Annotated in this window: 18 protein-coding genes; 11 read left to right on the forward strand and 7 right to left on the reverse strand. The window is 68.8% G+C overall.

Going from position 1 to position 26,507, the window contains the following annotated elements; genetic code table 11:
• The first annotated feature begins 48 nt into the window (after window positions 1–48).
• From VFV19_17840 to VFV19_17860, 5 genes are all read left to right on the forward strand, one after another.
• On the forward strand, window positions 49–210 hold the full coding sequence (locus VFV19_17840; GenBank protein ID HEX4826166.1) for a hypothetical protein: 162 nt from the start codon (window positions 49–51) through the stop codon (window positions 208–210).
• Window positions 211–254: 44 nt separating this feature from the next.
• Window positions 255–959, forward strand: coding sequence for a hypothetical protein (locus tag VFV19_17845; protein ID HEX4826167.1), 705 nt, complete (start codon window positions 255–257; stop codon window positions 957–959).
• A gap of 136 nt (window positions 960–1,095) precedes the next feature.
• The gene (locus VFV19_17850; protein HEX4826168.1) at window positions 1,096–1,965 is read left to right on the forward strand and encodes an SPFH domain-containing protein; all 870 of its coding nucleotides are present in this window, start codon (window positions 1,096–1,098) and stop codon (window positions 1,963–1,965) included.
• Between the two features lie 10 nt (window positions 1,966–1,975).
• A complete protein-coding gene (locus VFV19_17855) occupies window positions 1,976–2,167 on the forward strand; it encodes a DNA-binding protein (GenBank protein HEX4826169.1) in 192 nt (63 codons plus the stop codon).
• Window positions 2,164–2,412, forward strand: a complete 249-nt coding sequence (locus VFV19_17860; GenBank protein ID HEX4826170.1) for a PF20097 family protein — start codon at window positions 2,164–2,166, stop codon at window positions 2,410–2,412. Before VFV19_17855 ends, VFV19_17860 begins: the two co-directional genes overlap by 4 nt.
• Here the strand turns inward: VFV19_17860 and VFV19_17865 are convergent.
• The 3 genes from VFV19_17865 to VFV19_17875 all read right to left on the reverse strand — a co-directional run bounded on the left by VFV19_17865 (window position 2,409) and on the right by VFV19_17875 (window position 12,739).
• Window positions 2,409–4,358, reverse strand: a complete 1,950-nt coding sequence (locus VFV19_17865; GenBank protein HEX4826171.1) for a matrixin family metalloprotease — start codon at window positions 4,356–4,358, stop codon at window positions 2,409–2,411. The two genes, VFV19_17860 and VFV19_17865, sit on opposite strands and share 4 nt — an antisense overlap.
• Window positions 4,359–4,442: 84 nt before the next feature.
• Window positions 4,443–7,949: a DUF11 domain-containing protein gene (locus VFV19_17870; protein HEX4826172.1), complete on the reverse strand. Its 3,507-nt coding sequence runs from the start codon at window positions 7,947–7,949 to the stop codon at window positions 4,443–4,445.
• An 86-nt stretch (window positions 7,950–8,035) separates the two neighbouring features.
• A complete protein-coding gene (locus VFV19_17875; GenBank protein HEX4826173.1) occupies window positions 8,036–12,739 on the reverse strand; it encodes a hypothetical protein in 4,704 nt (1,567 codons plus the stop codon).
• 306 nt (window positions 12,740–13,045) lie between these two features.
• On the opposite strand from VFV19_17875, the gene VFV19_17880 reads away from it, so the two are divergent.
• Genes VFV19_17880 through VFV19_17890 form a run of 3 tightly spaced genes read left to right on the forward strand, consistent with a single transcriptional unit; the run spans window position 13,046 to window position 15,410 of the window.
• Window positions 13,046–13,624, forward strand: coding sequence for a hypothetical protein (locus VFV19_17880; GenBank protein HEX4826174.1), 579 nt, complete (start codon window positions 13,046–13,048; stop codon window positions 13,622–13,624).
• Window positions 13,621–14,532 carry a metallophosphoesterase gene (locus VFV19_17885; protein ID HEX4826175.1) on the forward strand — a complete coding sequence of 304 codons (912 nt, stop codon included), beginning with the start codon at window positions 13,621–13,623 and terminating at the stop codon, window positions 14,530–14,532. Before VFV19_17880 ends, VFV19_17885 begins: the two co-directional genes overlap by 4 nt.
• Window positions 14,529–15,410: a phospholipase D-like domain-containing protein gene (locus VFV19_17890; protein ID HEX4826176.1), complete on the forward strand. Its 882-nt coding sequence runs from the start codon at window positions 14,529–14,531 to the stop codon at window positions 15,408–15,410. Before VFV19_17885 ends, VFV19_17890 begins: the two co-directional genes overlap by 4 nt.
• On the opposite strand, the gene VFV19_17895 is transcribed toward VFV19_17890, so the two are convergent.
• Window positions 15,379–16,554 (reverse strand): hypothetical protein, encoded by a 1,176-nt coding sequence (locus tag VFV19_17895; protein ID HEX4826177.1) that lies wholly within the window; start codon window positions 16,552–16,554, stop codon window positions 15,379–15,381. The genes VFV19_17890 and VFV19_17895 overlap by 32 nt on opposite strands.
• Before the next feature lie 133 nt (window positions 16,555–16,687).
• Here VFV19_17895 and VFV19_17900 point away from each other — a divergent pair, with 133 nt between their 5' ends.
• The 3 genes from VFV19_17900 (at window position 16,688) to VFV19_17910 (ending at window position 20,651) form a co-directional block, all read left to right on the forward strand.
• Complete coding sequence (locus tag VFV19_17900) at window positions 16,688–17,230, forward strand: hypothetical protein (protein HEX4826178.1); 543 nt, start codon at window positions 16,688–16,690, stop codon at window positions 17,228–17,230.
• A 75-nt stretch (window positions 17,231–17,305) separates the two neighbouring features.
• A complete protein-coding gene (locus VFV19_17905; protein HEX4826179.1) occupies window positions 17,306–17,854 on the forward strand; it encodes an ECF-type sigma factor in 549 nt (182 codons plus the stop codon).
• Between the two features lie 46 nt (window positions 17,855–17,900).
• Window positions 17,901–20,651, forward strand: coding sequence for a serine/threonine-protein kinase (locus tag VFV19_17910; GenBank protein ID HEX4826180.1), 2,751 nt, complete (start codon window positions 17,901–17,903; stop codon window positions 20,649–20,651).
• Here VFV19_17910 and VFV19_17915 read toward each other — a convergent pair.
• From VFV19_17915 to VFV19_17925, 3 genes are all read right to left on the reverse strand, one after another.
• A complete protein-coding gene (locus tag VFV19_17915) occupies window positions 20,648–22,012 on the reverse strand; it encodes an NAD-dependent succinate-semialdehyde dehydrogenase (protein HEX4826181.1) in 1,365 nt (454 codons plus the stop codon). The genes VFV19_17910 and VFV19_17915 overlap by 4 nt on opposite strands.
• Before the next feature lie 93 nt (window positions 22,013–22,105).
• On the reverse strand, window positions 22,106–23,125 hold the full coding sequence (locus VFV19_17920) for a hypothetical protein (protein HEX4826182.1): 1,020 nt from the start codon (window positions 23,123–23,125) through the stop codon (window positions 22,106–22,108).
• A 38-nt stretch (window positions 23,126–23,163) separates the two neighbouring features.
• The gene (locus VFV19_17925) at window positions 23,164–26,502 is read right to left on the reverse strand and encodes a kelch repeat-containing protein (protein HEX4826183.1); all 3,339 of its coding nucleotides are present in this window, start codon (window positions 26,500–26,502) and stop codon (window positions 23,164–23,166) included.
• Window positions 26,503–26,507: the final 5 nt, after the last annotated feature.

Genomic DNA, 26,507 nt, shown 5'->3' on the forward strand with positions numbered 1-26,507 from the left:
CCGGAATGAAGCGAGCGTGTGAGGGCGCCGCGCCTGCACAATGCCGTCATGACGAATCGGGTCGATCTCACGCTCTGCTGTCCCGAGGCGCAGTGCGACGGCGTCCCCTGCCCCACGCTCGGACGATCGTGCGAGACCTGCGAGCGCGCGCTCGCCGCGGCGGTACGGGACGAGCATCTCCCCTCGATCAGGCCGCCCGGCCGCGACTGAATCGCCCTTTTGACGGCGCGCCCGCCGCGCCCCACATTGCCCCCATGCGTCGCTCCGCGTTCGTCCTCGTACTCGGGTTCGCCGCGGCATCCTCCGCGCGCGCGGCGGGGCGCGTGCTCGACGGCGCGGAGATGCCGATCAACACCGCGCGCACGTGGTGCATCGCCCCGACGGGCGAGCTGCCGAACTGGACGTCTCCCGCTCACCCCGAGTGCGAGATGGCGTGGAAGGTCCTGGCCGAGCGCGACGGCCGCGTCCTCTACAGCGCACGCTACGCGTGGCCGAGCCCGTCACCCGCGAAGGCGCCGTTGCGCGTCCTGTCCGAGGTTCTCTTCGAAGGGCGCCGTGGCACCGGGGTCGTGCGCCGGCTCTACGCCGTTCAGGACGACGAAGCGCACGTCCGTCCGGCGCCGTTGCACATCTTCATCGTGGCCGGTCAGCCGGTGATCGAATCGCTCGTCTGCGTCCCCGAGACCGGCGAGTGCGGGCGCGAGCTGGCCGCGTGGGCGGCAGGCCACATGGTTCCCGTCCGCGACCTCACCGTCGCCGATATCCGCGCGAAGCTGCCGCCGCGGTTCGATCTCCGGATGAACCCGGCGATCGATCTGCTCGCGCTCAGAGGAAAGGGTTCCGCGTGGGCGGCAGGCGATCGCGATTGCTGCCCGTCCGCCTCGATCGAGTTCACCCTGCGCCTCGTCGGTGGCGAGCTGCGGGCCGGCGACCTCCGCTTCACGCGCCGCTCCGGCTGAGTCGCTCCGGCGTTTCTTCTACTCTCGCGCGATAGCGGCCTCCAGGGATTCGCCTCGACGCCGACCGGGATGGCTCTTGACATGGCATCAGAGTGATATCATATTAGTATCGACATCGATCAAGGAGGTCGAAGCCATGATGCGCGAGGTCAAGCGGGACTCTCTTCCGGGAATTCCGATGCTGCTGCTGATTCTGGTGGGTTTCGTCGCCGCCGTCGCCTGGCTGGTGTCCGCGGCGCGGAGAGCGGCGGTCGCCGAGATCCTCGCGGCGGTCGGCGCGATGATCCTGCTCCTGGTGATGCTCGGCGGCGCCTTCACCGTGGGCCCGAATCAGGGGCGCGTCCTCCAGCTCTTCGGCGCCTACCGGGGCACCGCGCGGGAGCCCGGCCTGCGCTGGGCCAATCCGTTCTACACGAAGCGGCGCCTCTCGCTCAGAATCCGCAATTTCGAGACCGGCAAGCTCAAGGTCAACGACAAGCGCGGCAATCCGATCGAGATCGCGGCCGTGGTCGTCTGGCGGGTCGTCGACACCGCCGAGGCCGCGTTCCAGGTCGATAACTACGAGAACTACGTCCACGTGCAGAGCGAGGCCGCCCTCCGCAACCTCGCGACCGGCTATCCCTACGACGCGCACAAGGACGACGACATCGCGCTGTCGAGCCATACCGCCGAGGTCTCGACGCAGCTCAGGACCGAGATCCAGGACCGCCTCGATAAGGCGGGGGTCGAGGTCTTGGAGACGCGCGTGAGCCACCTCGCCTACGCACCGGAGATCGCGGCCGCGATGCTGCGCCGGCAGCAGGCCGCCGCGGTCGTGGCGGCGCGCCGCACGATCGTCGACGGTGCCGTCGGCATGGTCGAGACGGCGCTCGAGATGCTGGCGCAGAAGAAGGTCATCGACCTCGACGAGGAGCGGAAGGCCGCGATGGTGAGCAACCTGCTCGTCGTCCTGTGCAGCGAGCAGAACACGCAGCCCGTCGTCAACACCGGATCGCTCTACCACTGAGGACGGGCGGATGGCCGAGCGCAAATCGTTCCTGCTACGTATGGATCCCGATCTGTACGACGCGCTGGCGCGATGGGCGGAAGACGAGCTGCGCAGCCTGAACGGTCAGATCGAGTTTCTCCTCCGCCAGAAGCTGGCGGAGAGCGGCCGTCCCGTGCGGCGTAAGCGGCGGGACGACGGCACGGAAGGACGTACGCGATGACGACCCCGATTCCCGAATGCCCCGCGTGCCGCGAGCGCATGGAGCCCGGCTTCCTCGTCGACTTCGCCCACAACAGCCGCCCCGGTCGTGCGAAGTGGGTCGAGGGGCCGCCGGAGAAGTCTTTCTTCGAAGGCGTGCGGATCAAGAACCGCCGCCAGCTCGACACCGTGACGTTCCGTTGCCCGCGCTGCGGATGGCTGATCTCGTTCGCCCCGGAGGTCGCGCGCGAGCCTTCCGCCGACTAAGGGCAGGACGAGGGCTCGCGCGGCGCGCACGCGGCGGTCGATGAGGGTCGCGGGGCACCCGACGACAGATTCCCGAGGATGCCTTCCTGCCCCGACGCCGTCGGTGCGACGAGGTAGTACGCCGACACGGCCCCGGGAACGATCGTCTCGGTGAGGTCCGTCCCACCGGCGCACGTCACCGGGGCGTGGTCCCACGTGCCCGAACGAAGCGCCGCGAGCGTCCCCTGGTACACGGCATAGTTCGTGGCACCCGACGAGCAGGATGCGCCCCACGTCAGGACCAGCGCACCTCCGCTGCCGCGATCGATCCGCAGGGCCGGACCGTTGCTTCCGTCGGGAACACATCCGGCGACCGGTTGCGGCGCCGCAATCGTGAAGACCCCGTCCGACGCATCCTGGCTGCACGCCTCGGGGTACGGAGCCGGAGTCGGCGACACCCGGTTGTGACGGATGACGCGCACGAGATTCTGCGTCCCCGGTGCTACGCCGATCGTCCACGCGAACGAGCCGTCGTTCGGCTCGCCGGTCGCGATCGGCGTCCATGTCGTGCCGCCGTCCTGCGACAGCTCGATGTCGACCGTTCCGGGGTCGGGACCCACCTCGGCGGTCGCCGTCCATGTCACGGCGTGAACGGTGTTCGCGCTCCAGGATTCGCCGCCGTTCGGCGAGGTGAGCGTCAGCGTGTGCGGGTAGTCGCAGTGAGCGGCGTCGCGATCGTCGTCCCCCAGCCTCGGGCCGCGCCCGTTGCCGTAGGCGGTCGCACGCATGATCGCGTCGGCGACGGTCGAGTGACCGAAGCCGAGGCCGTGGCCCAGCTCGTGTGCGGCGACCTCCGCGAGATTGTCCGCGTTCCCGAGGAAGCACTGGAAGTTGTTGTTGAAGACGACGTACTGGCGCAGCGTCGGATAGAAGGTGACGCCGTTGACGGTCTTGGTTCCCGTGCCCGACCGCCAGTAACCGCCCATGGCGAGCGTGCCGGTGCACCCGGAAGGATCGGTGATCTCGTTGTACGGGTCGCCGAAGAGGATGATGTTGACCGGCGGCATCACCGTCGTCGGGCTCTGCGCGTTGCTCGCGGTGAACGCGTAGCTCTCGTTCCCCGACTGCAGGACGATGCGGGCTTCGGGCACGTTCGTCCACGCCGCCATCCCGCGCCGGATCGCTCCGACCGCCGCGACATCGTCGTTCAACGGGTTGCCGCCCGGCTGGATGTTGATGCTCACCGGAGTCGCGCTGTCCGACTCCATCCAGCGCACCGGGTAGTTCGTCGACATCGTGGTGAAATCGGCGGACGGTCCGCTCGCGACCGGCGCTTTTCCGCCGATGACGGTGCTCGACGCCTCGCGGACATCGTCCCAGACGAGCCGGTCGAGCTCCGGTGGAACCGCCGACCAGTCCCTCGCGGACCGGCCGGGAACGGCGGCGACGAGCGATTCGATCTCGGAGGCCGGGAACTCCTCGGTCTCGGCCGGTGCGCGCCCGAAGATCAATCCTTGACCGGAGAGGTCGCGGCGCGCCGCGCGGCCGCCCCACGCGGTCTCGACGAGCGTGAACTTGCCGAAGAAGAGCCCTGCGACGCGCAGCGCGCGATCGCGCGCGGGCTCGAGGAAGAGGAGGACGTTCTCCCCCGCCTCGAAGACCGGTACGGCATCGATCGCGTTCACGAGGTCGCCGACGTGGCCACCGGGCTCGCGGACGACGATGCGCGTGAGCGTCGCGGGTCCTCTGTGGACGAAGGAGACGTCGATCGTCACGTACGTCGCCAGGGCCCCCATGGCGGGGTCGAGCCCCGACGCGGTGCGGACGACCTGTCCTTCCACGACCAGGGTCGCCGCTGCGGCGAGCCGGTCGAGCGGCAAATACACCGAGCTCGCCGCGCGTGCAGCGCGCAAGCACGGGAGCGTCATCGCGATGACCAAAACGGCCCGCCGGACGGTCGCGTTCATGGATCTCCCGCCGAACGACCGTCGTCGCTCGGGCGGAGATCGGGAAGAGCAGGGGACGTGCCAGGGGGCCGGTCAGGGGCGAAGCTAGGGGCAGGATCCGACGGTGCGCGGCGCTCCGTTCACGCCGGTGCCCACGTTGCCGCCGCAGACATTTTCCGATCGAACGAGGTAATAGAAGCCGGCGGCAGGGCTCGCCGGATCCGAAGCGCTCGTCGCGGAGATCCCGGTCGCGAGGCATGAAGGCGTCGCGAAGCCGCCTGGGGCGGTGGCGCGCACGAGATCGTAGAGGACGGTTGTCCCGCCGGGTATCGCGGGGGCCGTCCACTGCATCGACGCCTTATTTCCCGCGGTGGGAAAAATGAGCGCGGTCGCCTCGCCCGGGATCGCCCAGGCCGCCGCGTTGTTCGGCGCGCAGTCGGACGTGTCTGGGACGCCGTCCCCGTCGCTGTCGGCGGCACCGACGGTCGTCGACTCGGTCGAGGTGTCGTTCGCCGCGTTCGTGTCGATGACCGCGGTCTGGACCCGCGCCGTATTGACCATCGTCGCGTTCGCGTTGGGCGCCGTGACGACGAGCGCGACGGTCGCGGTGCCGCTCGCCGCGAGCGTCCCGAGGTGACAGAACACGGGGCCGGTACCGTTGCAGGTGCCGTGCGACGGGGTCGCCGAGACGAAGCTGCTGCCGGCAGGAAGATCGTCGCGCAGCTCGATGACGGAAGCCGGCGCCGCGCCGAGGTCGTGCACCGTGATCGTGTACGTGACGCTCGCTCCGAGCGCGGCGGGATCCGGCGAATCGGACTGCGTCACCGACACGTCGGTCGCGGGGCTGATCTTGCAGTTGCGGGCGACCGACAGGAGGTAGTCCGCGGGGGTCGTCCCGCTCGAGTACGTCACGCGGGCGTAGTACGTGCCGCTCGTCCGGATGCGATACGTGAGCGCCTCTCCCGGCGAGTTCGGCGTCGTCGCGGTGAGCGTCCCGGCCCCGGACGTCGTGGACGACGTCGCTCCGCTGTCGTTCACCGTGACGAGCGCGGCGCCGCCCGAGTCGAGGAGCGCCAGGATCGCGTTGAACGGGGTATTGTCGCGTGCCGGATCCGCGTCGAGGCCGATCGACACGAGATCGCCGGCGGTCGCCGTGAACTTGAAGATGTCGACGTCGCTCGTGCTGCTGAGCGAGCCGCTCCAGTAGAGGTTCGTTCCCGCGGTCGCCGCCGCGGTCGTGCCGTTCGGCTCGACCTCCGGCGTCGCGCTCGAGGACGGCGGCTGGATCGCGGCGTAGAGACGGTAAGGCTCCGAGGTCATGATCGCGCTGTGGAGACTGAGCCGGAGGTAGCCGGGCACGCCGGTGAGCGGTGTCCCCGCCACGTTGGGTGAGAGCGCGCCGAACGGCGTGTCGTCGTTCGCGTCGTCGAACTCGAGGGTATCGGTCGCCGTCGTCACCCGCATGTCGAAATCGGTGCTGCTCGCCGCGACGCCGTCGGCGATGGCGAAGACCCGCGAGCCCGAGTCCGGAGCCCCGAGCGAGAAGAAGTCCGCGTCGCCGTTCACCCCGATACCGCCCTCGACACCGCAGGCCAACGTCGACGCGGTCGCGACCGAGTCGTCCGGCTCGGCCTCCGGGGTACACCGGTTGACCTCCAGGTTGAAGGTGCTTCCCCCGCCCGCCACCGCCTCGTCGACGTAGACGTAGACGTTTTGGCCGGCGGTGAGGGGCAGGCAATTCACCTCTTCCGCCGGATTGCCGCTGTTCCGGTTCGCCGCGGCGAGACAGCTTCCGATCGTCGCGGGAGATGTGCCGCCCGGACAGTCGGAGGCGACGTAGAGGATGACGTTCTTCGTCGGATCGTAGGCGTTGACGCGGAACGAGTAGCTTCCGGCGACGGCGGCCGCGTAACGGTAGACCGCATCGCCCCCGACGGCGGACATCGGCGTCTGACCGATCCCGGTGAAGCACGCCGTTCCGGAGAGCTCGTAGTCGTCGGTCGTGTTCAGCGTGGTGCCGGCGAGCGGGGTATCCAGGGCCAGCGGAATCGCCCCGCTGCAGAAATCGTTCGATGGGCCGGTTCCCTTGTCGACGCGGAGCTGAACGGCGGTGTTGCCGACCGTCGGTGCGATCGTGTCGTACTTCCAGACGACGACGTAATAGGTCTGCCCGGCGACGAGCGGGAGCCCGCTCACCACCGCCTGCGCATCCTCGACACCGCAGGAGTCGTCGTCGCAGCCGCCGGCCACTTCATTGAGGGCCGAGCAGACTCCGGCGCTCGAGTAGACGGCGATCACCGTGTCGTCGACCGTCGTTCCCGTCGGCGCATCGGCGCAGCTCGAGAAGGTGTAATTCCCGGACGCCGACGGCGTGAAGACGTACCAGATGCTGCGCGAGACGAGCGGCTGACAGGACGGTGCCGCCGGGTCGCCGGTCTCCGTCGCGTTCGTGATGTCGGCCGTCAGCGCCGTCGTGTACGGGAACGGACCCGCCGCGGGAATGACCTCGGCGCCGCCGCACTGATCGTTCGGTGGCGCGCTTCCGGACGAGTTCTGGCTGACGACGAGCTGGATCGTCGAGGCGCCCGGAGACGGCGGGGTCGAGCTGAATTGCCACGCGACGACGTAGTAGGTCTGTCCGGCCGTCAACCGGATGGCGCTGATCACCGACTGCTGCGATCCGGAGACGCAGGAATCGTCGTCGCAGCCGCCCGTCACCTCGCTGAGGCCGGTGCAGGAGCCGGTCGCCGCGTACACCGCGAGGACGGTATCCGGCACGGTGGTCGCGCTCGGCGCGTCGCTGCACGTCGCGAAGGTGAAGTTGCCGCTCGCAGAGGGTGTGAACTTGAACCAGATGCTGCGCGAGACGTCGCTCTGGCAGCTCGGCAAAGCCGGGTCGCCGGTCGACGTCGCGTCGGTGATGTCGTAGGCGCCCGACGTGTACGGGAAAGGACCCGCCGCGGGAATGACCTCGGCCCCCGTGCACTGATCGTTCGGCGGGACGACGAGCGGTCCCGCCGGCGACGCCGCGGGCTCCGCCGACTTCGCCGTCGTGAGGCGCATCGAGATCGTGACGGGAAAGACGTGATCCTGGGTCTGAACGACGAGCTTCGTCCCGTCGCGCCACGCGAGATCGACGTCGCGGCCCTCCGCATCGGCCGCGCGAAGATCGCCGAGGACGAGCACGCGCGAAAGCGCGATCTCCCTGCCATCGTCGCGAAGCTTCGGCCTCAGGTCGCCGCCGAAGGCGTAGGCGAGCACGGTCGTCCCGTGTGCGTCGCCGTCGATGAGACGGATTCCGTACAGCAAGCCGGATCGGTCGTTGACGAACGACTCGTCGAGATCATTGTGAAGGACGTCGAGCCGCGGCCCGGAGGCCATCGGCGCGCCATCGTCGCGCCGGAGCGACATCGTGAACGCGCCCTTGCGCGTCACGACCGAAGCACCGCCGGCTGACAGCGTCAGGCGGTACCCCTGACTCGCGTTCGCTGCCGTCCAGGTGTCCGCCCCCGAGAGCGCGAGATCGAAGGAACGGTCCGTGGCGGCGGAGGCGAGGGTGAACACGAAGAGCGTCGCAACCAGCAGTCGTGACGCGCGCGCCCTCGTGCCCATCGTCCACCCTCGAAAAAGTTCGACCGGGCGACGGGCCGAAGCCCGCCGCCCGGTCGAGTCAGTCCTCGAACGCTAGGACCCGCCCGTCAGGGAAGGTCCACGAAGTCGGCACGCGAGTAACCGTTCGCCTTGAGCGTCACCGTCTGTTGCTTCCCGTAATCCGGTAGCTTGACGGTGTAGCTCTGTGCCTTGCCCTTCGCCTTGTAGATGAAGTTGTAGAAGCCGTCCGCATCGGTCGTCGTCGTCGCGATGAGGACACCCTTCGGATCGAAGAACTGGACCCGGACACCCGTCACGGGGTTGCCGGTCGACGCCTTGAGCGTGTTGCCGTTCACCCCCGAGTTCTTCTTGAACGTGTTGCAGGAGGACGGTGTGTACGTGTGGGTCGGACCGCCGCCGCTGAAGTCGAACGTGTACGGCTGCGGGCTGTTGATGTAGATCGGTCCGTCGCCCAACCCGTCGAGCACGTTGTCGAGGTTGGTATCCGGACCCTGGGCGGTGGTCCCGTTGGTCGCCTGCTGCCACCCCGAGACCTTCTTGAGCCCGTAGTCGACGTGGATCGTCACGTAAACGAGGCCGCTCGCCGGCACCGTCCCCGAGACGTAGACCGCGGTCGTGCTTCCGAGCTGCTGAGCGCCGTAATCGGAGAGCGCGACGATGGGGCTGCCGGACGACGACTGCCCGCCGTCGGTCGTGATCGTGAAGCCGGAGAGCGACGGGCTCGGCTGATAGCAGCCGCCGCTCAGGCTCACGCCGCTGTGGACCTGGATCGGATTCGCGCCCTGCGTGACGAACGGGTAGGACAGCTCGATCGTCAGGTTGACGGCGCTCCCCGGCGTCCCCGAGTAGAAGACGTTGTAGTAGAACTGCCCGGGGTTCGAGGCGTTGATGATGTAGTCGTTCATCACCGTCTTGTTGAGCACGCTGCTGAACGTCGGGTTCTGGAGATCGAGCAGGCGGAACTCCGGCGTCGAAGGCGAGTTCCCGCAGAGCCCGGTCGGAAGCGCGCAGAACATCGTGTCGGTCACCTGACCGCACGAGTTGTCCGAGCCGTCCGAGCCGGTGTGAACGCACCCCGAAGCCGGATTGCAGCTGTCGGTGGTGCACGGGTTGCCGTCGTTGCAGTTCGGCGCGGATCCGCCGTGGCACGTCCCGCCGCTGCACGTGTCGTTCGTCGTGCACGCGTTCCCGTCGTCGCACGGCGCCGTGTTGTTCACGTGCGTGCAGCCCGTCGCCGGGTTGCACGAATCGGTCGTGCAGACGTTGTTGTCGTTGCAGTTCGGGGCGGGCCCGCCGACGCAGGTACCGCCGGAGCAGGCGTCGCCCGTCGTGCAGGCGTTCCCGTCGTTGCACGGGGCCGTGTTGTTCGTGTGGACGCAACCGCTCGAGGGGTTGCAGCTATCGTCGGTGCACGGGTTCCCGTCGTTGCAGTTGGGCGGAGCGCCGCCGTGGCAGGTCCCGCCGCCGCAGGTGTCGCCGGTCGTGCAGGCGTTGCCGTCGCTGCACGGCGCCGTGTTGTTGGTGTGGACGCAACCGCTCGAGGGGTTGCAGCTGTCGTCGGTGCACGGGTTGCCGTCGTCGCAGTTCGGAGCGGCCCCCCCGTGGCAGGTCCCGCCGCCGCAGGTGTCGCCCGTCGTGCAGGCGTTCCCGTCGTTGCACGGGGCCGTGTTGTTCGTGTGGACGCAGCCGGTGACCGGGTTGCACGAGTCGTCCGTGCACGGGTTGCCGTCGTCGCAGTTCGGGGCCGGCCCGCCGTGGCAGGTGCCGCCGCCGCAGGTGTCGCCCGTCGTGCAGGCGTTCCCGTCGTTGCACGGGGCGGTGTTGTTCGTGAAGACGCAGCCGGACGCCGGGTTGCAGGTGTCGGTCGTGCAGACGTTCCCGTCGTCGCAGGGCACCGTGCCGCCGGGCTGGCACGAGCCGTCGTTGCAGTGGTCCTCGTTCCCGTTCACGCCGGTACAGGCGTTCCCGTCGTCGCAGGGGTTGCCGTTCGCTCCGCCGGCGTCGTGCACGCAGCCCGTCGCCGGGTTGCAGCTGTCGATGGTGCAGACGTTCCCGTCGTCGCAGTTGGGCGCCGGCCCGCCGACGCAGGTACCGCCGCCGCAGGTGTCGCCCGTGGTGCAGGCGTTACCGTCGTCGCACGGCGCCGTGTTGTTCGTGTGGACGCAACCGGTCGAGGGGTTGCACGAGTCGTCCGTGCACGGATTCCCGTCGTCGCAGTTCGGCGCCGGGCCGCCGTTGCAGGTGCCGCCGCCGCAGGTATCGCCCGTGGTGCAGGCGTTCCCGTCGTCGCACGGTGCCGTGTTGTTGGTGTGGACGCAACCGGTCGAGGGGTTGCACGAGTCGTCCGTGCACGGATTCCCGTCGTCGCAGTTCGGCGCCGGACCGCCGTGACAGCTTCCGCCGCCGCAGGTGTCGCCCGTGGTGCAGGCGTTCCCGTCGTTGCACGGTGCCGTGTTGTTGGTGTGGACGCAGCCGGACGCGGGGTTGCACGAGTCGTCGGTGCAGGGGTTCCCGTCGTCGCAGTTCGGCGCAGGACCGCCGTGACAGCTTCCGCCGCCGCAGGTATCGCCCGTGGTGCAGGCGTTCCCGTCGTCGCACGGTGCCGTGTTGTTGGTGTGGACGCAGCCGGACGCCGGATTGCACGAGTCGTCCGTGCAGGGGTTTCCGTCGTCGCAGTTGGGCGCAGGCCCGCCGACGCAAGAGCCGCCGGCGCAGGTGTCGCCCGTGGTGCAGGCGTTCCCGTCGTCGCACGGTGCCGTGTTGTCGGTATGCACGCAGCCGGTCGCGGGGTTGCAGCTATCGTCGGTGCAGGGGTTCCCGTCGTTGCAGTTCGGAGCCGCCCCGCCATGACACGAGCCGCCGCCGCACGTGTCGTTCGTCGTGCAGGCGTTCCCGTCGTCGCACGGCGCCGTGTTGTTCGTGTGGACGCAGCCGCTCGCCGGATTGCACGAGTCGTCCGTGCAGGGATTCCCGTCGTTGCAGTTCAGCGGGGCGCCTGCGTGGCAGCTTCCGGCACCGCAGACGTCGCCGGTCGTGCAGGCGTTCCCGTCGTCGCACGGAGCCGTGTTGGGAGAGTAGACGCAACCAGAGGACGGGTCGCAGCTGTCGTCCGTGCAGCCGTTGTGGTCGTTGCACACGACCGCCGTGCCGGGGTTGCAGGTCCCGTTGCCGCAGACGTCGCCGGTGGTGCAGGCGTTGCCGTCGCTGCAGGGGTTGGTGTTGTTCGTGTAGACGCAGTTGCCCGTCGCCGGGTCGCAGCTGTCGTTCGTGCACGCGTTCCCGTCGTCGCACACCACGGGGGTGCCGGAGTGGCAAACGCCGTTGCCGCAGGTGTCGCCCGTCGTGCACGCATTGCCGTCGCTGCAGGACGTGCCGTCATCGACCGGGACGTTGTGACACACCGCCACGCCGCCCTCGACCGTGCAGCTGTCGGTCGTGCAGTCGTTGCCGTCGTCGCACAGCGCGGTGACGCACGGGTTCAGGACGGTCGTGAAGTCGAGGTCGGTGCAGTCGCACTTCGATCCGGTGCCGGCCTGGGCGAGCGAGGTGCAGGCAACCTGGTGGTTCGCGTTCTGCTCCCACACACGGCAGGACGGGACCTTGAGGTGCAGGTTCTGGTCGACCGTCTCGCACGAAACGACGGCCGAGACGGTCAGGAAGACCGGGCCTGCGTTCTGCTGGAGGTCGCCGCAGGTGTCGACGGCCGCGTTGTTCGGCGCGTGGCCCGTCGGATCGAGGTCGAGGAAGTGGTCGGAGTCGCAGTCCGACGTGTCCGCGTTTCCGTCGCCGTCGCCGACCTGCGGGGCCAGACCGCCGCAGACCAGCGCGGTCGGAGGCGTGTTGCCGGAGCCGTTCGTGACGGTGCCGCCGTCTTCCGAGACGAAGATGCCGAGGTCGTAGCGCTGACTGGCCGTCGTCTGGAATTTGACCGTGAACGTAAGGGCCAGCGTGTCAGACCGCGTTCCGCAGACGTTGTTGCCCGGATCGGCGGCGACGACCGTCGTCACGACGTCGTTCGCGGTGCAGGAGTTCAGGTTGGGCGGGCACGGGGCCGAAGGAAGCGGGGTCGGTACGACCGGGTCCGGCGGAGGCGTCGGCGGGCACGCGAGCGAATCCATGATCGCAGCGCCCGCGGCGAGGCCGGTGTCGCCGCCCTTGGCGGTCACGATGAACTCGTTCCCGGCGGTGTCGCCCGGATTCATCGGAACCGTGGAGTTGATCGTTCCCGAAACGTCGGCGGTCACGACCCAAGGATCGTGGCCCTCACCGGGCTCGGCGCCGCCGTTGTCGTGGACGACCTGAAGGGTGACGCCCTCACCCGGGAGGAAGCCGGTCCCGGTGATGAGCGCGCTCTCGGTCGGTCCGTACGCGAACTTGTCGGTGCCGATCGCGACCGTCCGTCCGAAGGAGGCGGTCGTCACGACGCCCGTCGTGCCGCCACGCGCGGAGACCTGGAACTGGTCTCCTTGGGCGTCTTCGGGGCGGATCGTCCAGTTGGTGACGAAGGCGCCGTCGGCGCCGGCCACGACCGTGAACGCAGTATGGCCCATGCCCGGCTCGGCGGTGCCGTCGGCGTGGACGACGTCCAGCTCGACGATCTCGTTCGGGCTGAAGCCCTGACCCAAGATCAGGACCAGCTGACCGGCGATCTGGCCCGGGTTGTTCGTCTCGACGCGCTTGGGATCGTCCTGCCCTAGGGCGAAGCCGCCCAGCAGGAGGCACGAGACGAGGGAGAGGATGGCGAACAGAGCTCTAGAGTTGATACATCGACATGGACTGACCGTCTGCATTGAGACCCCCACTTCGAAAGGAGCGAGCGAATCGTTATCTCCGACCCCTCAAGCCATCGGTTTGTATGGGGATGAGGCAACTGCCCCGAACACACGACCACGTGCCACCCCCACACGAACCGCTGCCTGACACTCTAAATACACAAGCGCGCGGGATTTGCCGCATCTTTTTTTGCGCGCATTTCCCCGGTGGCCTAACGGACGTCGAACTTCACCTCGTTGTCGGCTTCTGGTCGCTCGATTGGTCCGAAGCCGCATTGCTGCGGCACATGCGACGCGCGACCGACCCCCTTACGATGGGGGCACATGTCGCGATTTCTCGGAGCCACCCTTCTCGCCGTCACCGCCGCCTTCGCGGCGAAGGAGCCGATTCCGCCGGAACGCCAGGTCATCGCGCTGACGCCCGCGGAGAAGAAGGCGGCGCTCGACTTCGAGGCCCGCCTCAAGGACTACGTCTCGCTCCACAAGAAGCTCGAGGCCGCGCTGCCGAAACTGGCGAAGGATGCGAGCCCGCAGGACCTCGACAAGAACCAGCGCGCGCTCGGAACCGCGATCAAGACGAATCGCGCCGGTGCGAAGCGGGGCGATCTCTTCTCGCCCGCGATCGAGGCGCTCGTGAAACGGACCGTCAAGGCCGTGCTCGCCGGGCCCGGCGGGAAGACGATCGAAGCGTCGATCATGGACGAGAATCCCGGCATCCCCGATCTCAGGATCGACGAGCGGTACCCCGACGACGTCCCGCTCTCGACGATGCCGCCTCAGGTGCTCGAGCCGCTGCCGAAGCTCGAGGAAGACATGGAGTACCGCTTCATCGGCAAGCGGCTCATCCTCGTCGACACGCACGCGCACGTCATCGTCGACTTCACGAACGACGTGCTGCCGTGACCCGCTTGCGGCGCCGACTGCTCGCGACGGAACTCGCCGCGGTGCTCGCCGCCTCGGGTTGCCGCGCTGGAACCACCGTCACCGCGGGACCGGCCCAGGTCGAGACGGCGCCGGTCGCCCTTCCCGACCAGAAGGGCTCGCTCAAGTTCATCGTCCTCGGCGACTTCGGCACCGCCGGAAAGGGCGAGTACGCCCTCGCCGCCGAGATGGTGAAGTTCCACGAGTCGTTCCCCGCCGACATGGTGATCACGGTGGGCGACAACCTCTACGGCTCCGAGCGGCCGCAGGACTTCAAGTCGAAGTTCGAGACCCCCTACAAGCCGCTCCTCGACGCCGACGTCAAGTTCTACGGCGCCCTCGGCAATCACGACGCCCGGGAGCAGCGGTTCTACAAGCTGTTCAACATGGACGGGAAGCTCTACTACTCGTTCAAGGCCCCTCACGAGAACGTCCGCTTCTTCGTGCTCGACAGCACGTATCCCGTGCCCGAGCAGATCGCGTGGCTCGAGAAGGAGCTGCAAGGCTCGAAGGAGGACTGGAAGATCGCGGTCTTCCATCACCCGCTCTACTCCTCGGGCGGACGGCACGGATCCGACGTCAAGCTCCGTGAGACCTTGGAGCCGCTCTTCATCAAGTACAACGTCAGCGTGGTCTTCACGGGCCACGACCATTTCTACGAGCGGATCAAGCCGCAGCACGGGATCGTGCACTTCGTCGTGGGCTCGGGCGGCCAGCTCGCCGCGGGCGACATCCAGAAGGGGACCGGTCTGACGGCCAAGGGGTTCGACACCGACAACGCGTTCCTCGCGGTCGAGATCTCGGGAGACAAGATGTACTTCAACGCCGTCTCGGCGACGGGGGAGGTCGTCGACTCCGGGATCGCCCTGCGCCGCATGCCGGAATCGTGAAGGCGATCGTCCAGCCCGACGCGGGCCTCAACCCGGTGGTCGCCGCGATCCGGCGCGCCCGCACCTCGATCGACATCTGCATCTTCCGTCTCGACCGGAAGGAGATCGAGGTCGCCCTCACCGCCTCGGTGACCCGCGGGGTCAAAGTGCGGGCGCTCATCGCGAACACGAATACCGGCGGCGACGCGAATCTCAGGAAGCTGGAGCAGCGCCTGCTCGCGGGCGGCGTCATGGTCACGCGCACCTCGGACGAGCTCGTCCGCTACCACGGCAAGTACATGATCGCCGACGGCACGCTCTACGTCTTCGGTTTCAACTTCACCAAGCTCGACATCGCGAAGAGCCGCAGCTTCGCGATCGCGACCAGGGACACGCGCGCCGTGAACGAGGCCTCGAAGCTCTTCGAAGCCGACACGACGCGGCAGCTCTACAACCCGGGCCGGTCGAACCTCGTCGTCAGCCCCGAGACCGCGCGCGATTCGCTCGCCAAGTTCATCTCCGGCGCCAGGAAGGACCTCGCGATCTACGACGTCAAGGTCCAGGACCCCCTCATGATCAAGGTCCTGAAGGAGCGCGCGCGCCGCGGCGTCCGGATCCGGATCATCGGATCGCTCAAGGGCTCGATCGAGGGCGTCCGCGTCGGGAAGCCGCCGATGCGCCTCCACGTGCGCGCCGTCATTCGCGACGGAACGCGCGCGTTCGTGGGGAGCCAGAGCCTCCGGAAGATCGAGCTCGACGACCGGCGCGAGGTCGGCCTCCTCATCAGCAATCCGACGGTGACCCGGCAGCTCCTGGCGATCTTCGAGTCCGACTGGCCCGGGCCGCGCGCGATCGGCAGCGAGGAGGTCAAGGCAGCGGGCAGCCCGGGTGCTCGGTGATCTCGAGGCGCTTCTGCTTGAAGAGCGCCACCCAGTCGTCGATCGTCACCGGCCGCTCGCCGGAGGCACCGTCCCGGACCTTCTGCTCGAGGCGCAGGACGCGTCCCGCACGGAAGAGGTCCGCGATCTGCTCGTCGGTGAGCTTGTCGAGCTGCGCCGCGAGCAGCCTGCGGCCGCCCTCGCCGATGACGGGGTCGTGCAGGGTCGAGTGGCGGAACACGCCGCCGATCGCCGCGAGCCGCGCCTCGCACTTCTTCGCGTCCTTCCAGACGGAGTGCGCCTTCCATCCCTCGTAGTCGATGCGGGCGGTCCCTCCCGTCGTGATCCCCCCCTCGCCGAAGACCGAGCCGAGGTCGTCGACGTACATGATCGGCCTCGAGCACGAGAGGTTGCCGGAGCCGTCCTCGACGATCGCGTCGCGGGGGCACGCCAGGGTGTTCTGCGCGGCCTTGTTGTCCGAGTTCCGCACGAAGGCGTTGAGAAGCTTGAGCGCATCGACCTCCGCCTTCGTCGATCCGCCCGCGGCCTCGTCGACCGAGTCGAGGAGCTTCCAGTCCCACCCTTGCCGGCCCTGTTGCTCGATGACCTCCGCATCGATCGGCTCCTCGATCGCGGCGAGGTCGAAGTGATACGTCCCGGGGAATGCGTCGCGCGGTAGATCTTCGATGTGGCCCTTCTCGTCGCGCGGCACGCGCTTGCGATGGTCGACGTACTCCCACGGGTGCTCAGGGCACTGAAGGCACGTGACGCTGACCGGGATCATGCGATCGGCGTAGAACCCGAGGGCCCAGAAGAGGCGCGTGCCCAGGACCTCGCCGAAGACTTCCTTGTACGCGCTCGGGCCGTTGTACTTGACCTTGACGACGGTGCCGTTCTCGAGCTTGCACGAGAACTTCTCGGTCCAGCCGTTCATCTGCTTCGGGAAGAACGTGCACGTGACGTCGTCCATCGGATGGATGCGCAGCTTGCCGGGCGGCCCCTGGAAGAGGTCCTTCGACGCGACGTCCGTCGGTGCGAAGACGTGCGCACGCCGGACGAGATCGAGACGTTCCTCGTCACTCGGCTTCGGGAATTTCTTCGGCTCCGCCGACGAGGCGCCCAGCGCCGCGGCGGCCAGGAGCACGAGGAACGTGCGCATCTCCATGCGGGAGGTTAACGGATCCTGACCGGGGCCGCTCCCTGCATCGTCCCGCCGGTTTTCACGTAGGGAGAACACCCGATCGCGCGAGCCGGAAGCGCGGCGTAGCCTCCGAAGCGAACCGAGAAGGAGAGCCGCCATGAACCCTCAGACCAGCGCGATCTTCACCGCCGTCGCGATCGCCGTGATCGTCATCGCAGCCGTGGCGTATCTGGTCGTCCGCAACCGCCGCACCGAAGAGCTGCGGCGGCGCTTCGGCACCGAATACGACCGCACGCTCAAGAACACCGGCCGCCGCTCCGCGGCCGAGGCCGACCTCGCCGCCCGCACACGCAGGGTCGAGAACCTCGCGATTCACCCGCTCGCACCCGGCGACCGCGACCGATTCGCCGAGCGCTGGCGCGCCACCCAGGCTTCGTTCGTCGACAACCCGGTTCGCGCGGTGACTGAAGCCTCGGCGCTCGTCGACGAGGTCATGCGGGCGCGCGGATACCCGGTCGCCGACTTCGAGATGCGGGCCTCCGACATCTCCGTCGATCACCCGAGGTTCGTCGAGAACTACCGCGAGGCGCACGCCATCGCGGTCGAAGCGCAGCGCGGGACCGCCCGCACGGAAGACCTGCGGCGGGCCACGATCCACTACCGGGACCTCTTCGAAAACCTGCTCGAGACCGCTGCTTGACGGCAGCCGAGGGAACGATGACAGAACGCATGCGCGACTAGGCGTATCATCCGGCCCACGTCGGAGAGGGCGACGTTGGGCGAAATCACCGAGCTCCTGCGGGCGGCGCACGCTGGCGACCGCGACGCCGCGGCGCGCATCTACGACGAGCTGTACGGGACCCTCCGGCGGCTCGCGCGGGCGCGTCTCCGCGACGGGGGCCGCGACGCGGTCCTCGACACGACCGCGGTCGTTCACGAGAGCTTCCTGCGGATGCACGAGGCCGGCCGCGTCGCCGCGTCCGACCGCAGCCAGTTCCTCGCCTACGCCTCTCGGGCGATGCGCTCCGTCGTCGTCGATTTCGTGCGCCGTCGCATCGCCGCGCGGCGGGGGGGCGGCGTGTCGCTCGTCTCGCTCCCCGCCGAGGTCGAGGCCGCTCCCGCGCGGAGCGACGAGATCCTCCGCGTCCACGAAGCGCTCGACGGCCTCGAGCGTCTCGATCCCGACGCTGCCGCGGTCGTCGAGATGCGGTACTTCTCCGGCCTCGCCGTGCCCGAGATCGCCGCCGCGCTCGGCACCAGCGTGTCCACGGTCGAGCGCCGCTGGCGCGCCGCGCGCGCCTTCCTCTTCGCGTCGCTGAGATGAAGGGTCGCGGCTCGTCGTTGCGTCCGAGGGAGTGGGAGAGAGGCGCATGACGACCGGTCTCGATCCGGAAGCCTGGAAGCGCGTCGAGGCGCTGCTCGACGAGGCGCTCCGCGTCCCGCGCGAGGAGCGCGCCTCGTGGCTGGCGCGCCTCGCCGCCGAGGATGCCGCGATCCACGGCCACGTCGCGGGCCTGCTCGCCGCCGATGCGAGCGCGGAATCGGAGGGGTTCCTTCGCGACGCGGCGGGCCTGACTCTCCACGACACGGAGACCGGGGGCGGCGGGCCCGTCGAGCCGTCGCTCCGCGGCGGTGAGAGGATCGGGCCCTATACGCTCGCGCGGGAGCTGGGGCGCGGCGGCATGGGCACCGTTTGGCTCGCCGAACGGTCCGACGGAGCGTTCAAGCGCGCGGTGGCGTTGAAGCTGCCGTACGCCGGCCTCGACGACCGCGGCGGGCGGGAGCGGTTCGACCGGGAGCGCGACATCCTCGCCGAGCTCGCTCACCCCAATATCGCTCGCCTCTACGACGCCGGCGTGACGGCCGAAGGGCGCCCCTACCTCGCGCTCGAGGCGGTGGACGGGGTCCCGATCACCGCCTTCGCCGAAGCGAACGGAATCGGCGTTCCCGAGCGTATCCGGCTCTTCCTTCCGGTCCTGGACGCGGTCCAGTACGCCCACCGGAACCTCGTCGTCCATCGCGACCTCAAGCCGTCGAACGTCCTCGTCACCGCCGGCGGTACGCCGATGCTCCTCGACTTCGGGATCGCGAAGCTCCTGGGCGCGGGCGGCGACGCGACGGCGGCGAGCGACGCGACCGAGCTCGGCGGCTCGCCGATGACGCCACGCTATGCGAGCCCCGAGCAGATCGAGGGCGGCACGATCACGACATCGAGCGACGTCTACGCGCTCGGCGTCATGCTCTACGAGCTCCTGAGCGGCGCCCTCCCCTACCGGCTCAAGACCGGGACGCGCGCGGAGATTCAGGCGGCGATCGCCGGCGGCGACACGATGCCGCCGAGCCGCGCCGTGCCCGCCGGGTTCCCGGACCGAAGGCGGCGCGTCCGTGAGCTCGCGGGCGATCTCGACGGCATCCTCCTGAAGGCGATCGACCGCGCGCCGGGCCGTCGCTATGCCTCGGCCGAGGCCTTCGCCCGCGACCTCGAGCACTTCCTCGCCGGCGAGGCGGTCGAGGCGCGGCCGAACACGCGCCTCTACCGGCTGTCGAAGTTCACCGTGCGCCATCGCGTCGGCGTCGGCGTCGCCGCCGCCGTGACGGCCGCCGTCCTGGGAAGCCTGGCGTTCGCTCTTTTCGAGATGCGGGCGGCGGAGCGCCAGCGCGATCGCGCCGAGCACGTCTCGAGCTTTCTGACCTCGCTCTTCAAGGTCGTCGATCCGAACGAGACGAACGGAAAAACGGTCACCGCGCGCGAGATCCTGGACAAGGGCACCGCGAAGATCGGCGAGCTCGAAGGCGAGCCGCTCGTTCAGGCGGATCTCCTCATCACGATGGGAACGGTCTATCAGCACCTCGGACTGTACGACTCGGCGCTCCCGCTGCTCGAGAAGTCGCTCGACCTCAGACGCCGGCTCGTCGGCTCGGACGATTCCGAGACGATGGAGTCGATCAACGATCTCGCGACCCTCCTCCAGAATCAGGGCAAGCTCGACCAAGCGGAGGCGCTCTTCCGGGAAGCGCTCGAGCGGCGACGACGCGTGCTCGGGCCGCTCGCCGGCGACACGCTGAACGCGGAGAACAACCTCGCGCTCGTCCTTCAGGCCCGCGGCAAGCTGGCGGAAGCCGAGCCTCTCTTCCGCACCTCGCTCGGGGGAAAGCGGCAGACGGAGCGCGCCGACGACCCTGACCTCCTTCCGCCGATCAACAATCTCGCGATGCTCCTCAAGGCCGAGGGGAAGCTCGCCGAGGCGAAGCCCCTCTTGGCCGAGCTGGTCGAGAAGGCGCGTCGCGTGCTCGGCGACGATGACCCGCACACGCTGGTCGCGGTGAGCAATCTCGGTCTCCTTCTCCTGGCGGAAGGACGGCCGGCCGAGGCCGAGACGTACCTGCGGGATGCGCTCGACAGGAGGCGCCGCATCCTCGGCGCCGACCATCCGCAGACCCTCTACTCAACCGGGTTCGTCGGGGACTGCCTTCGCAGCGAAGGGCGCCTCGCGGAGTCCCGCGGCTACACGACGCAGGCGCTCGACGGTCTCCGCCGGGTGCTCGGCCCCGATCATCCCCGCACGCTCACGGTCCTGAACTCGCTCGGGCTGCTGGAGCTGCGGGAAGGGCGGCTGACCGAAGCCGAGCGCGACGTCCGGGACGCGCTCGCGAAGCGCCGCGCCAAGCTCGGCGACGATCACCTCGAGACGATCTTCTCGCTCATCAACCTCGCATGGGTCCTCGACGAGCAGAAGCGATTCCCCGAAGCGGAGCCGCTGGCACGGGACGCCGTCGCACGGAGCCGCAAGCTGTTCACCGACGACGGCATCACCACGATCATGGCGACGACGGAGCTCGGAGCGATCCTGACCGATGCGGAGAGGCCGGCCGAGGCCGAGCCGCTCCTCGCCTCCGCCGTGGCCGGTGCGCGGCGGACGCTCCTCCCCACGCAGGCCGAGCTGGGCGGCGCCCTCCTCCGGCACGGACGGTGCCTCACGTCGCTCGCCCGCTACGAAGAAGCCGAAGCGGCGCTCCACGAGGCGCGCTCGATCTTGACCGTGGCCGCCCCGATCGACGCTCCGCTGATCGCGGCGAGCCTGACGACGCTCTACGGGCGCTGGGGGATCCCTCCCCGCTAGGCGACCACGATCGTCTTCGCGTTCACGAACTCCTTGATCCCCAAGGCGCCCAGCTCGCGTCCGTAGCCGGACGCCTTGATCCCGCCGAACGGGAGCCTAGGGTCCGAGACGACCTGCGCGTTGACGAATACGGCTCCCGCATCGAGCTGGCGCGCGACCGCTTCGCCGCGCGCACGCTTCTCCGTGAAGACCGCCGCACCGAGGCCGAAGCGGCTGTCGTTGGCGATGCGGACGGCGTCGTCCTCGTCTCTCGCCACGAGAACCGCGGCGACGGGGCCGAAGACCTCGTCGTCGTACACCGGCATGCCGGGCCGGACGTGGGTGAGCACCGTCGGCGGATAGAAGGCGCCCGGTCCGGCGGGGACCTTCCCCCCGAGGACAAGCGTGGCGCCGCGCGCGACCGACTCTTCGACCTGGCGATGGAGCGCGTCGCGGAGATCGTGCCGCGCGAGCGGCCCGATCTCGGTGGCCTCGTCCTTGGGATCGCCGACGCGCTTCGATCGCATCGCATCGACGAATCGCGAAAGGAACGCCTCGGCGACTTGCTCGACGACGATGAAACGCTTCCCGGCGATGCAGCTCTGGCCGGCATTGACGAGACGCGCGGCGGCGCACACCGCGGCCGCGCGATCGAGGTCGGCGTCGTCGAGGACCAGGTACGGATCGGAGCCGCCCAGCTCGAGCACCGTCTTCTTGATCATGCGGCCGGCGTCGGCCGCGACCGCGGCCCCGGCGGCGCTGCTCCCGGTGAGCGTGACCGCGGCGACGAGAGGGTGCTCGACGAGATCGCGCACGCGCGCGTTTCCCACGATGAGAGTCTGGAAGACGCCCGGAGGAAACGATGCCGCCGCGAACACGCGCTCGATCGCGAGCGCGACGCGCGGCACGTTCGACGCGTGCTTCAGGAGGGCGACGTTCCCCGCCATGATCGCCGGGACCGCGAAGCGGAAGACCTGCCAGAACGGGAAGTTCCATGGCATGACGCCCAGGACGACGCCGAGCGGCTCGAAGACGACGTACGCCCGCGTGTGCTGCGTCGCCACGTCCTCGCGCGTCAAGTAACGCTCGGCGTGCTCGGCGTAGTGGTCGCACGCCCGCGTGCACTTCTCGATCTCGGCGCGGCCTTCCGTGACCGGCTTTCCCATCTCCTCGGCCATGAGGAGCGCGAGCTCGTCCCGGCTCTCGAGAAGCGCTCGACCCGCATTCCGGACGAAGACCGCTCGCCGGTCGATCGGAGTCGTGCGCCATGTCCGCGAGCGGTCGTGAGCCTCGCGCACGATCCCGTCGATCCGCGCGGGGTCCATCTCGCAGAACGTCTCAATGGTTGTGCCGGTGACCGGGTCGATCGTCGCGATCGCCATATTCCGCGATCCTCCCTATATAGATGATAGAGCCATAGCTTAAATTATTTAAATTCCGTAAGGGCTGGACCAGGCGGGGAGGGCGCTTCCCACTCAACCGGCCTTGAGCAGCTTGAGAACCGCCGCCTCGTGGAAGGCGAGGTCGTCCTTCTCCTCGGCACCGGCGAGCTTGCCCGCGGCGAAGGCCGCGAGGACGAGCGGGTGGATGTAGTGCTTGCGGCAGGTTGCGGGCGTGTTGCCGAGGCGCTGGGCGACCGACTTCACCGCGGCGACGATGCGGCGGTTCGCATCGGTCTCCTCGCCGGCGCCGCTCAGGATCTGCGACGCCATCACCGTTCCGGCCCACGTCCGGAAGTCCTTGGCCGTGAACTCCCCGCCCATGACCTCGCGCAGGTAATCGTTGACGTCGGACGAGCTGATCGACTGCACCGTGCCGTCGTCGTCGAGGTACTGGAAGAGGTCCTGGCCGGGGAGCGCGCGAACGCGCTTGACGATCGCCGCGAGCCGGCGATCCGCGACCTCGACCTCGTGCTCCTTCCCGCTCTTCCCCTTGAACTTGAACGTGACCTTCGTACCCGAGATCCGCACGTGCCGGTCGCGCAGCGTCGTGAGCCCGAACGATTCGTTGTCCCGGGCGTATTCCTCGTTCCCCACACGGATCAAGGTCAGCTCGAGGAGGCGCACGACGGTCCCGAGCACCTTGGCGCGCGAGAGCTTGCGCTCGGCCAGGTCCTCGTCGATCCGCTTGCGCAGCGCGGGGAGCGCTTCGCCGAACGCGATCATGTGCTCGTACTTGTCCTCGTCCCGGACGGCGCGCCACTTCGGGTGATAGCGGTACTGCTTGCGCCCGCGCGCATCGCGCGCGGTCACCTGGATGTGGCCGTTCTCGGAGGGACAGATCCAGACGTCCTTCCATGCGGGCGGGATCACGAGCGTGCGCATCCGCTTCACGATCTTCTTGTCGCGGATCGGGTGTCCGTCCGCGTCGATGTAGACGAATCCCCCGCCCCACGTCTTGCGGCGATAGCCCGGCGTCGCATCGGAGACGTAACGGAGGCCGGCGGCTTTCGCCGACTCGATGGGGTCGATGCGGGCGTGTCGCTTCCGGGACATCCGCCCATCATGCGCGGCGGCGGCCCGCACGGCGAGTCTCAGGGGCAGGAGGCTCCGGACGCCGCGATGCCGGCGTCTCGCGAGGCCACTTGTCTCGGTGCACCCGAGTCGAACGTGGACGCCTCACCGGGCCGTCCCGAGCGAGCGAGATACCAGAACCCTTGTCCGACTGCGGGGACCGTGGGATCGAACGACGTCGAGACCGGCGTGTCGTTGGCGAGGCATGCCGTCGTCGCCGCCGCGAAATTGCCCCCGCTGCTTCGGAGAATCCCGAGGTCGCCGCGAACGACGTCGTAGCTGGTGGCCTCGGGAAGCAGGTACCAAGAGACGCGATCGCCCGTCGCGGTGTGATCGACGAAGAGGATGGGCAATCGCAGTGGCGGCGGTGCGGAGCAACCGCAGTAGACCCCACCGGAATCGGATAGACCGCTCTGGCCGCCCCCCGGTCCTTCTCCTCCGAAGACGATGAGCCGCGTTCCGTCTGATACCGCACCACTTTGAACGCAACCGAGCGGCGCGCCGCTCGTGTTCATCGCTGACCAACTGTTCGCGGTGTCATCAAAGATACGTCCATCGCCGGTCGGGTTCGGCCAAGCGTTGTCGTCTCCCCAGAACGCGATGCCGCCGCAAACCGCGACGCCTTGTCGGACCTGGAGCCAAGTGTCGGAGTCGGGCAGCCCGCTCCATGTGTCCTGATATGGATCGTAGCGGTCGCCGGTCACGCGTAGACCGTTGACATCGCCGAACGCGTGAATCAAAGCGCGGCCGGACCACGACGCCGCGCCGTTATTGAGCCGGAGCGCGCCGGTATCGCGGTTCCCAGTCCATAGGTCCCGATCGGGGTCGTAGCGAGCGCCGCCGAAGTCCAGGGCCGACGCGGTGTTCCCGCCGGCGATGACCATCTCGCGACCGGTCCATGCGGCGACATGGTAGGCGCGAGCCGACGGGGCCCCGCTCGCGCTCATCGGGAACCAGAGATCGCTCGCGGGGTGGTATCGACCGCCGTCACCGAGATTCTGGCTACCCGTCGTGATCCCGCCCCACACGATCATGTCGGTTCCGGTCCAGACCGTCGTATGCCATTCCCGTGGTAGCGGCTGTCCCACGGTGCTCATCGGACTCCAGCTGTCGCCTGCTGGGTCGTACCGTCCACCCCCGTTCGTCGGACGCTCGCTCCCGACCGCCGGATCGAACTCGCCGCCGCCCCAAACGACCATGCGTGAGCCGGTCCAGACCGCCGAAGGGTCCCAGCGATCCGTCGGTGCGCCGGCCATCGAGAGCGCGGTCCACGTGTCGGTCGCCGGCTCGTATCGACCGGCGTCGAGCTGCTCCGGAAACGCGTTCGTATATCCGCCCCAGACGATCATCTCGGATCCGGTCCAGATGGTCGCCTGACGTGACCGCGGTGCCGGCCGCCACGTCGAGCGCACCGGAAGCCATGTATCGCCGACCGGGTCGTAGCGTCCTCCGTTGTGGCTCAATCCCAGAGGACCGCTTCCACCGAACGTGATCATCCGTGTGCCGGTCCAGACCGCCGTGCTCGCGCTGTTCGACGGCGCGCCGCTCGTCGTCATGGCCTGCCAGCTGTCCGCCGCCGGATCGTAACGGCTGCCGGTCGCCGTCGATCCTGCGGGACCGTAGCCTCCCCACAGGACCATCCGCGAACCCGTCCACACCGCGACATGGTTATCGCGAGCGACCGGAGCTCCGGCGCTCGCCATCGTCGACCAGTGGTTGTTCTGAGTCTTGTAGCGTGCTCCGTCACCGAGATCGACGCCGTTCGCATCGACTCCGCCCCACACGATGAGCTCGGTGCCGCTCCAGACACCCGTGAAATAGTAACGGCCGGCCGGCGCGCCGGAGCTGGCCATCGCCGACCAGGAGTCCGTCGACGGCTTGTACCTCGCTCCCGAGCTCAAGGCGGTGGTGTTCGCCTGGTCGTCCAGACCGAACCCGCCCCAGACAGCCATCTCGGATCCCGTCCATACGGCGACGTGGATAGCGCGCGGAGTCGGGGCCCCCGTAGCGCTGACGGCGACCCAGCTGTCGGTGGCGGGGCGGTAGCGCGCCCCATCGCCGAGGTACTGGCCCGAATCGTCCGACCCTCCCCATACGATCATCTCGGTTCCGCTCCACACCGCTGCGGCTTGTTGGCGAAAACCTGGTGCGCCCGTCAAGGACGTCGCGACCCAGCTGTCGGTCACCGGGTTGTAGCGCCCGCCGCTGCCGGGACCGGAAGTACTGTCGGTGTAGTTGATACCGCCCCAGACGATCATCTCCGTTCCGCTCCACACGGCGACGTGCCAGGCGCGAGGCGACGGCGCGCCGACGCGGGAGATCGGCGTCCACGTGTCGGTCGCGGGGCTGTATTTCCATCCGTCGTCGAAGAGCGCGACACCCAAGCCGCCCCACACGATCACCTCGCTCCCGTCCCACACCATGGTGTGGCCCGTGCGCGACGCCGGAAACTCGGGATCCATGAGCGACCATGTGTCCGGCGTGCACGTGGAATCCGGGCTGAGGTCGGGAAGCGCACCCGGATCGAGCGGCGCGATGTCGGCGACACCGCGTCCCGCGCTCTCGCGGTCGAGCCATTCGTCGAAGCTCCGCTTCTTCCAGACGGCGACCGCGAGGTGGAGCGCGCGAGCATCCTTCGCCGTCACGCGCCATGCCAGGTATCTCGAGCCGCCGTCCGTGACGTCGCTCCACGGTCCCACGGGAATGCTCGCGAGCGCTTTCGTCGCCTCGGCCAGATCGAGCAACGCCGGTCGTCGTGACATCCCCGGCCACTGGAAGCGCCGATGAGAGAGGTCCTTCACGAACGCGTTCCAATCGCTTTGATCCGCTCGAACCACGAGGTCGACACACTGCGCACCGGCGGGACAGGCCTCGCCGGCGCCGCGTGCGTGCGAGACCGCCGCGGCCGCGAGGTCGCGGAGCGGTGCGTGGATCGTCGCATCGGAAGCGAAGGCGTCGCGGAGCATGCGGTCCGCGACGACGGGCCGTGCGATCGTCTCGGCGATCCGGCGCGGATCGTCTCCGAGCGCGCGGAACATCGCTCGCAACACCGCCGGGTCCTTCGAGCCTCGGATCATGCGCTCGAGCTCGGACCGCAAGTCGTCCTTCGAGATCCCGTGGCCGTAGCGCTCGAGGAGCAGCGCCGACTCCGTGAGCGTCCTCTCGACGCGTCGTCGAATCACTCCTTCCGGCACGGCGACCTCGAAAGGAGGCCGCGTGGCGTCCTTCGCTCCCGGCCAGGTCCGTCGCTCGAATCGGAGCCGCTCGATTGCCGCGAGATCGCCGACGCGATCCGGCGATGCACCGTCGCCGGTCGAGGACGCAGCCATGAGCCATACGGCAGCGATGAGGTTGATCACGGATC

The sequence above is a fragment of the Candidatus Polarisedimenticolaceae bacterium genome (assembly GCA_036275915.1).
In the GTDB taxonomy this organism is placed as follows: Bacteria; Acidobacteriota; Polarisedimenticolia; order Polarisedimenticolales; family DASRJG01; genus DASRJG01.

Bases quoted from the DNA above. Each gene is read 5' to 3' on its own strand.
- VFV19_17840 (HEX4826166.1), top strand. From the start codon at position 49: ATGACGAATCGGGTCGATCTCACGCTCTGCTGTCCCGAGGCGCAGTGC.
- VFV19_17845 (HEX4826167.1), top strand. From the start codon at position 255: ATGCGTCGCTCCGCGTTCGTCCTCGTACTCGGGTTCGCCGCGGCATCC.
- VFV19_17850 (HEX4826168.1), top strand. From the start codon at position 1,096: ATGATGCGCGAGGTCAAGCGGGACTCTCTTCCGGGAATTCCGATGCTG.
- VFV19_17855 (HEX4826169.1), top strand. From the start codon at position 1,976: ATGGCCGAGCGCAAATCGTTCCTGCTACGTATGGATCCCGATCTGTAC.
- VFV19_17860 (HEX4826170.1), top strand. From the start codon at position 2,164: ATGACGACCCCGATTCCCGAATGCCCCGCGTGCCGCGAGCGCATGGAG.
- VFV19_17865 (HEX4826171.1), bottom strand. From the start codon at position 4,358: ATGAACGCGACCGTCCGGCGGGCCGTTTTGGTCATCGCGATGACGCTC.
- VFV19_17870 (HEX4826172.1), bottom strand. From the start codon at position 7,949: ATGGGCACGAGGGCGCGCGCGTCACGACTGCTGGTTGCGACGCTCTTC.
- VFV19_17875 (HEX4826173.1), bottom strand. From the start codon at position 12,739: ATGCAGACGGTCAGTCCATGTCGATGTATCAACTCTAGAGCTCTGTTC.
- VFV19_17880 (HEX4826174.1), top strand. From the start codon at position 13,046: ATGTCGCGATTTCTCGGAGCCACCCTTCTCGCCGTCACCGCCGCCTTC.
- VFV19_17895 (HEX4826177.1), bottom strand. From the start codon at position 16,554: ATGGAGATGCGCACGTTCCTCGTGCTCCTGGCCGCCGCGGCGCTGGGC.
- VFV19_17900 (HEX4826178.1), top strand. From the start codon at position 16,688: ATGAACCCTCAGACCAGCGCGATCTTCACCGCCGTCGCGATCGCCGTG.
- VFV19_17910 (HEX4826180.1), top strand. From the start codon at position 17,901: ATGACGACCGGTCTCGATCCGGAAGCCTGGAAGCGCGTCGAGGCGCTG.
- VFV19_17915 (HEX4826181.1), bottom strand. From the start codon at position 22,012: ATGGCGATCGCGACGATCGACCCGGTCACCGGCACAACCATTGAGACG.
- VFV19_17920 (HEX4826182.1), bottom strand. From the start codon at position 23,125: ATGTCCCGGAAGCGACACGCCCGCATCGACCCCATCGAGTCGGCGAAA.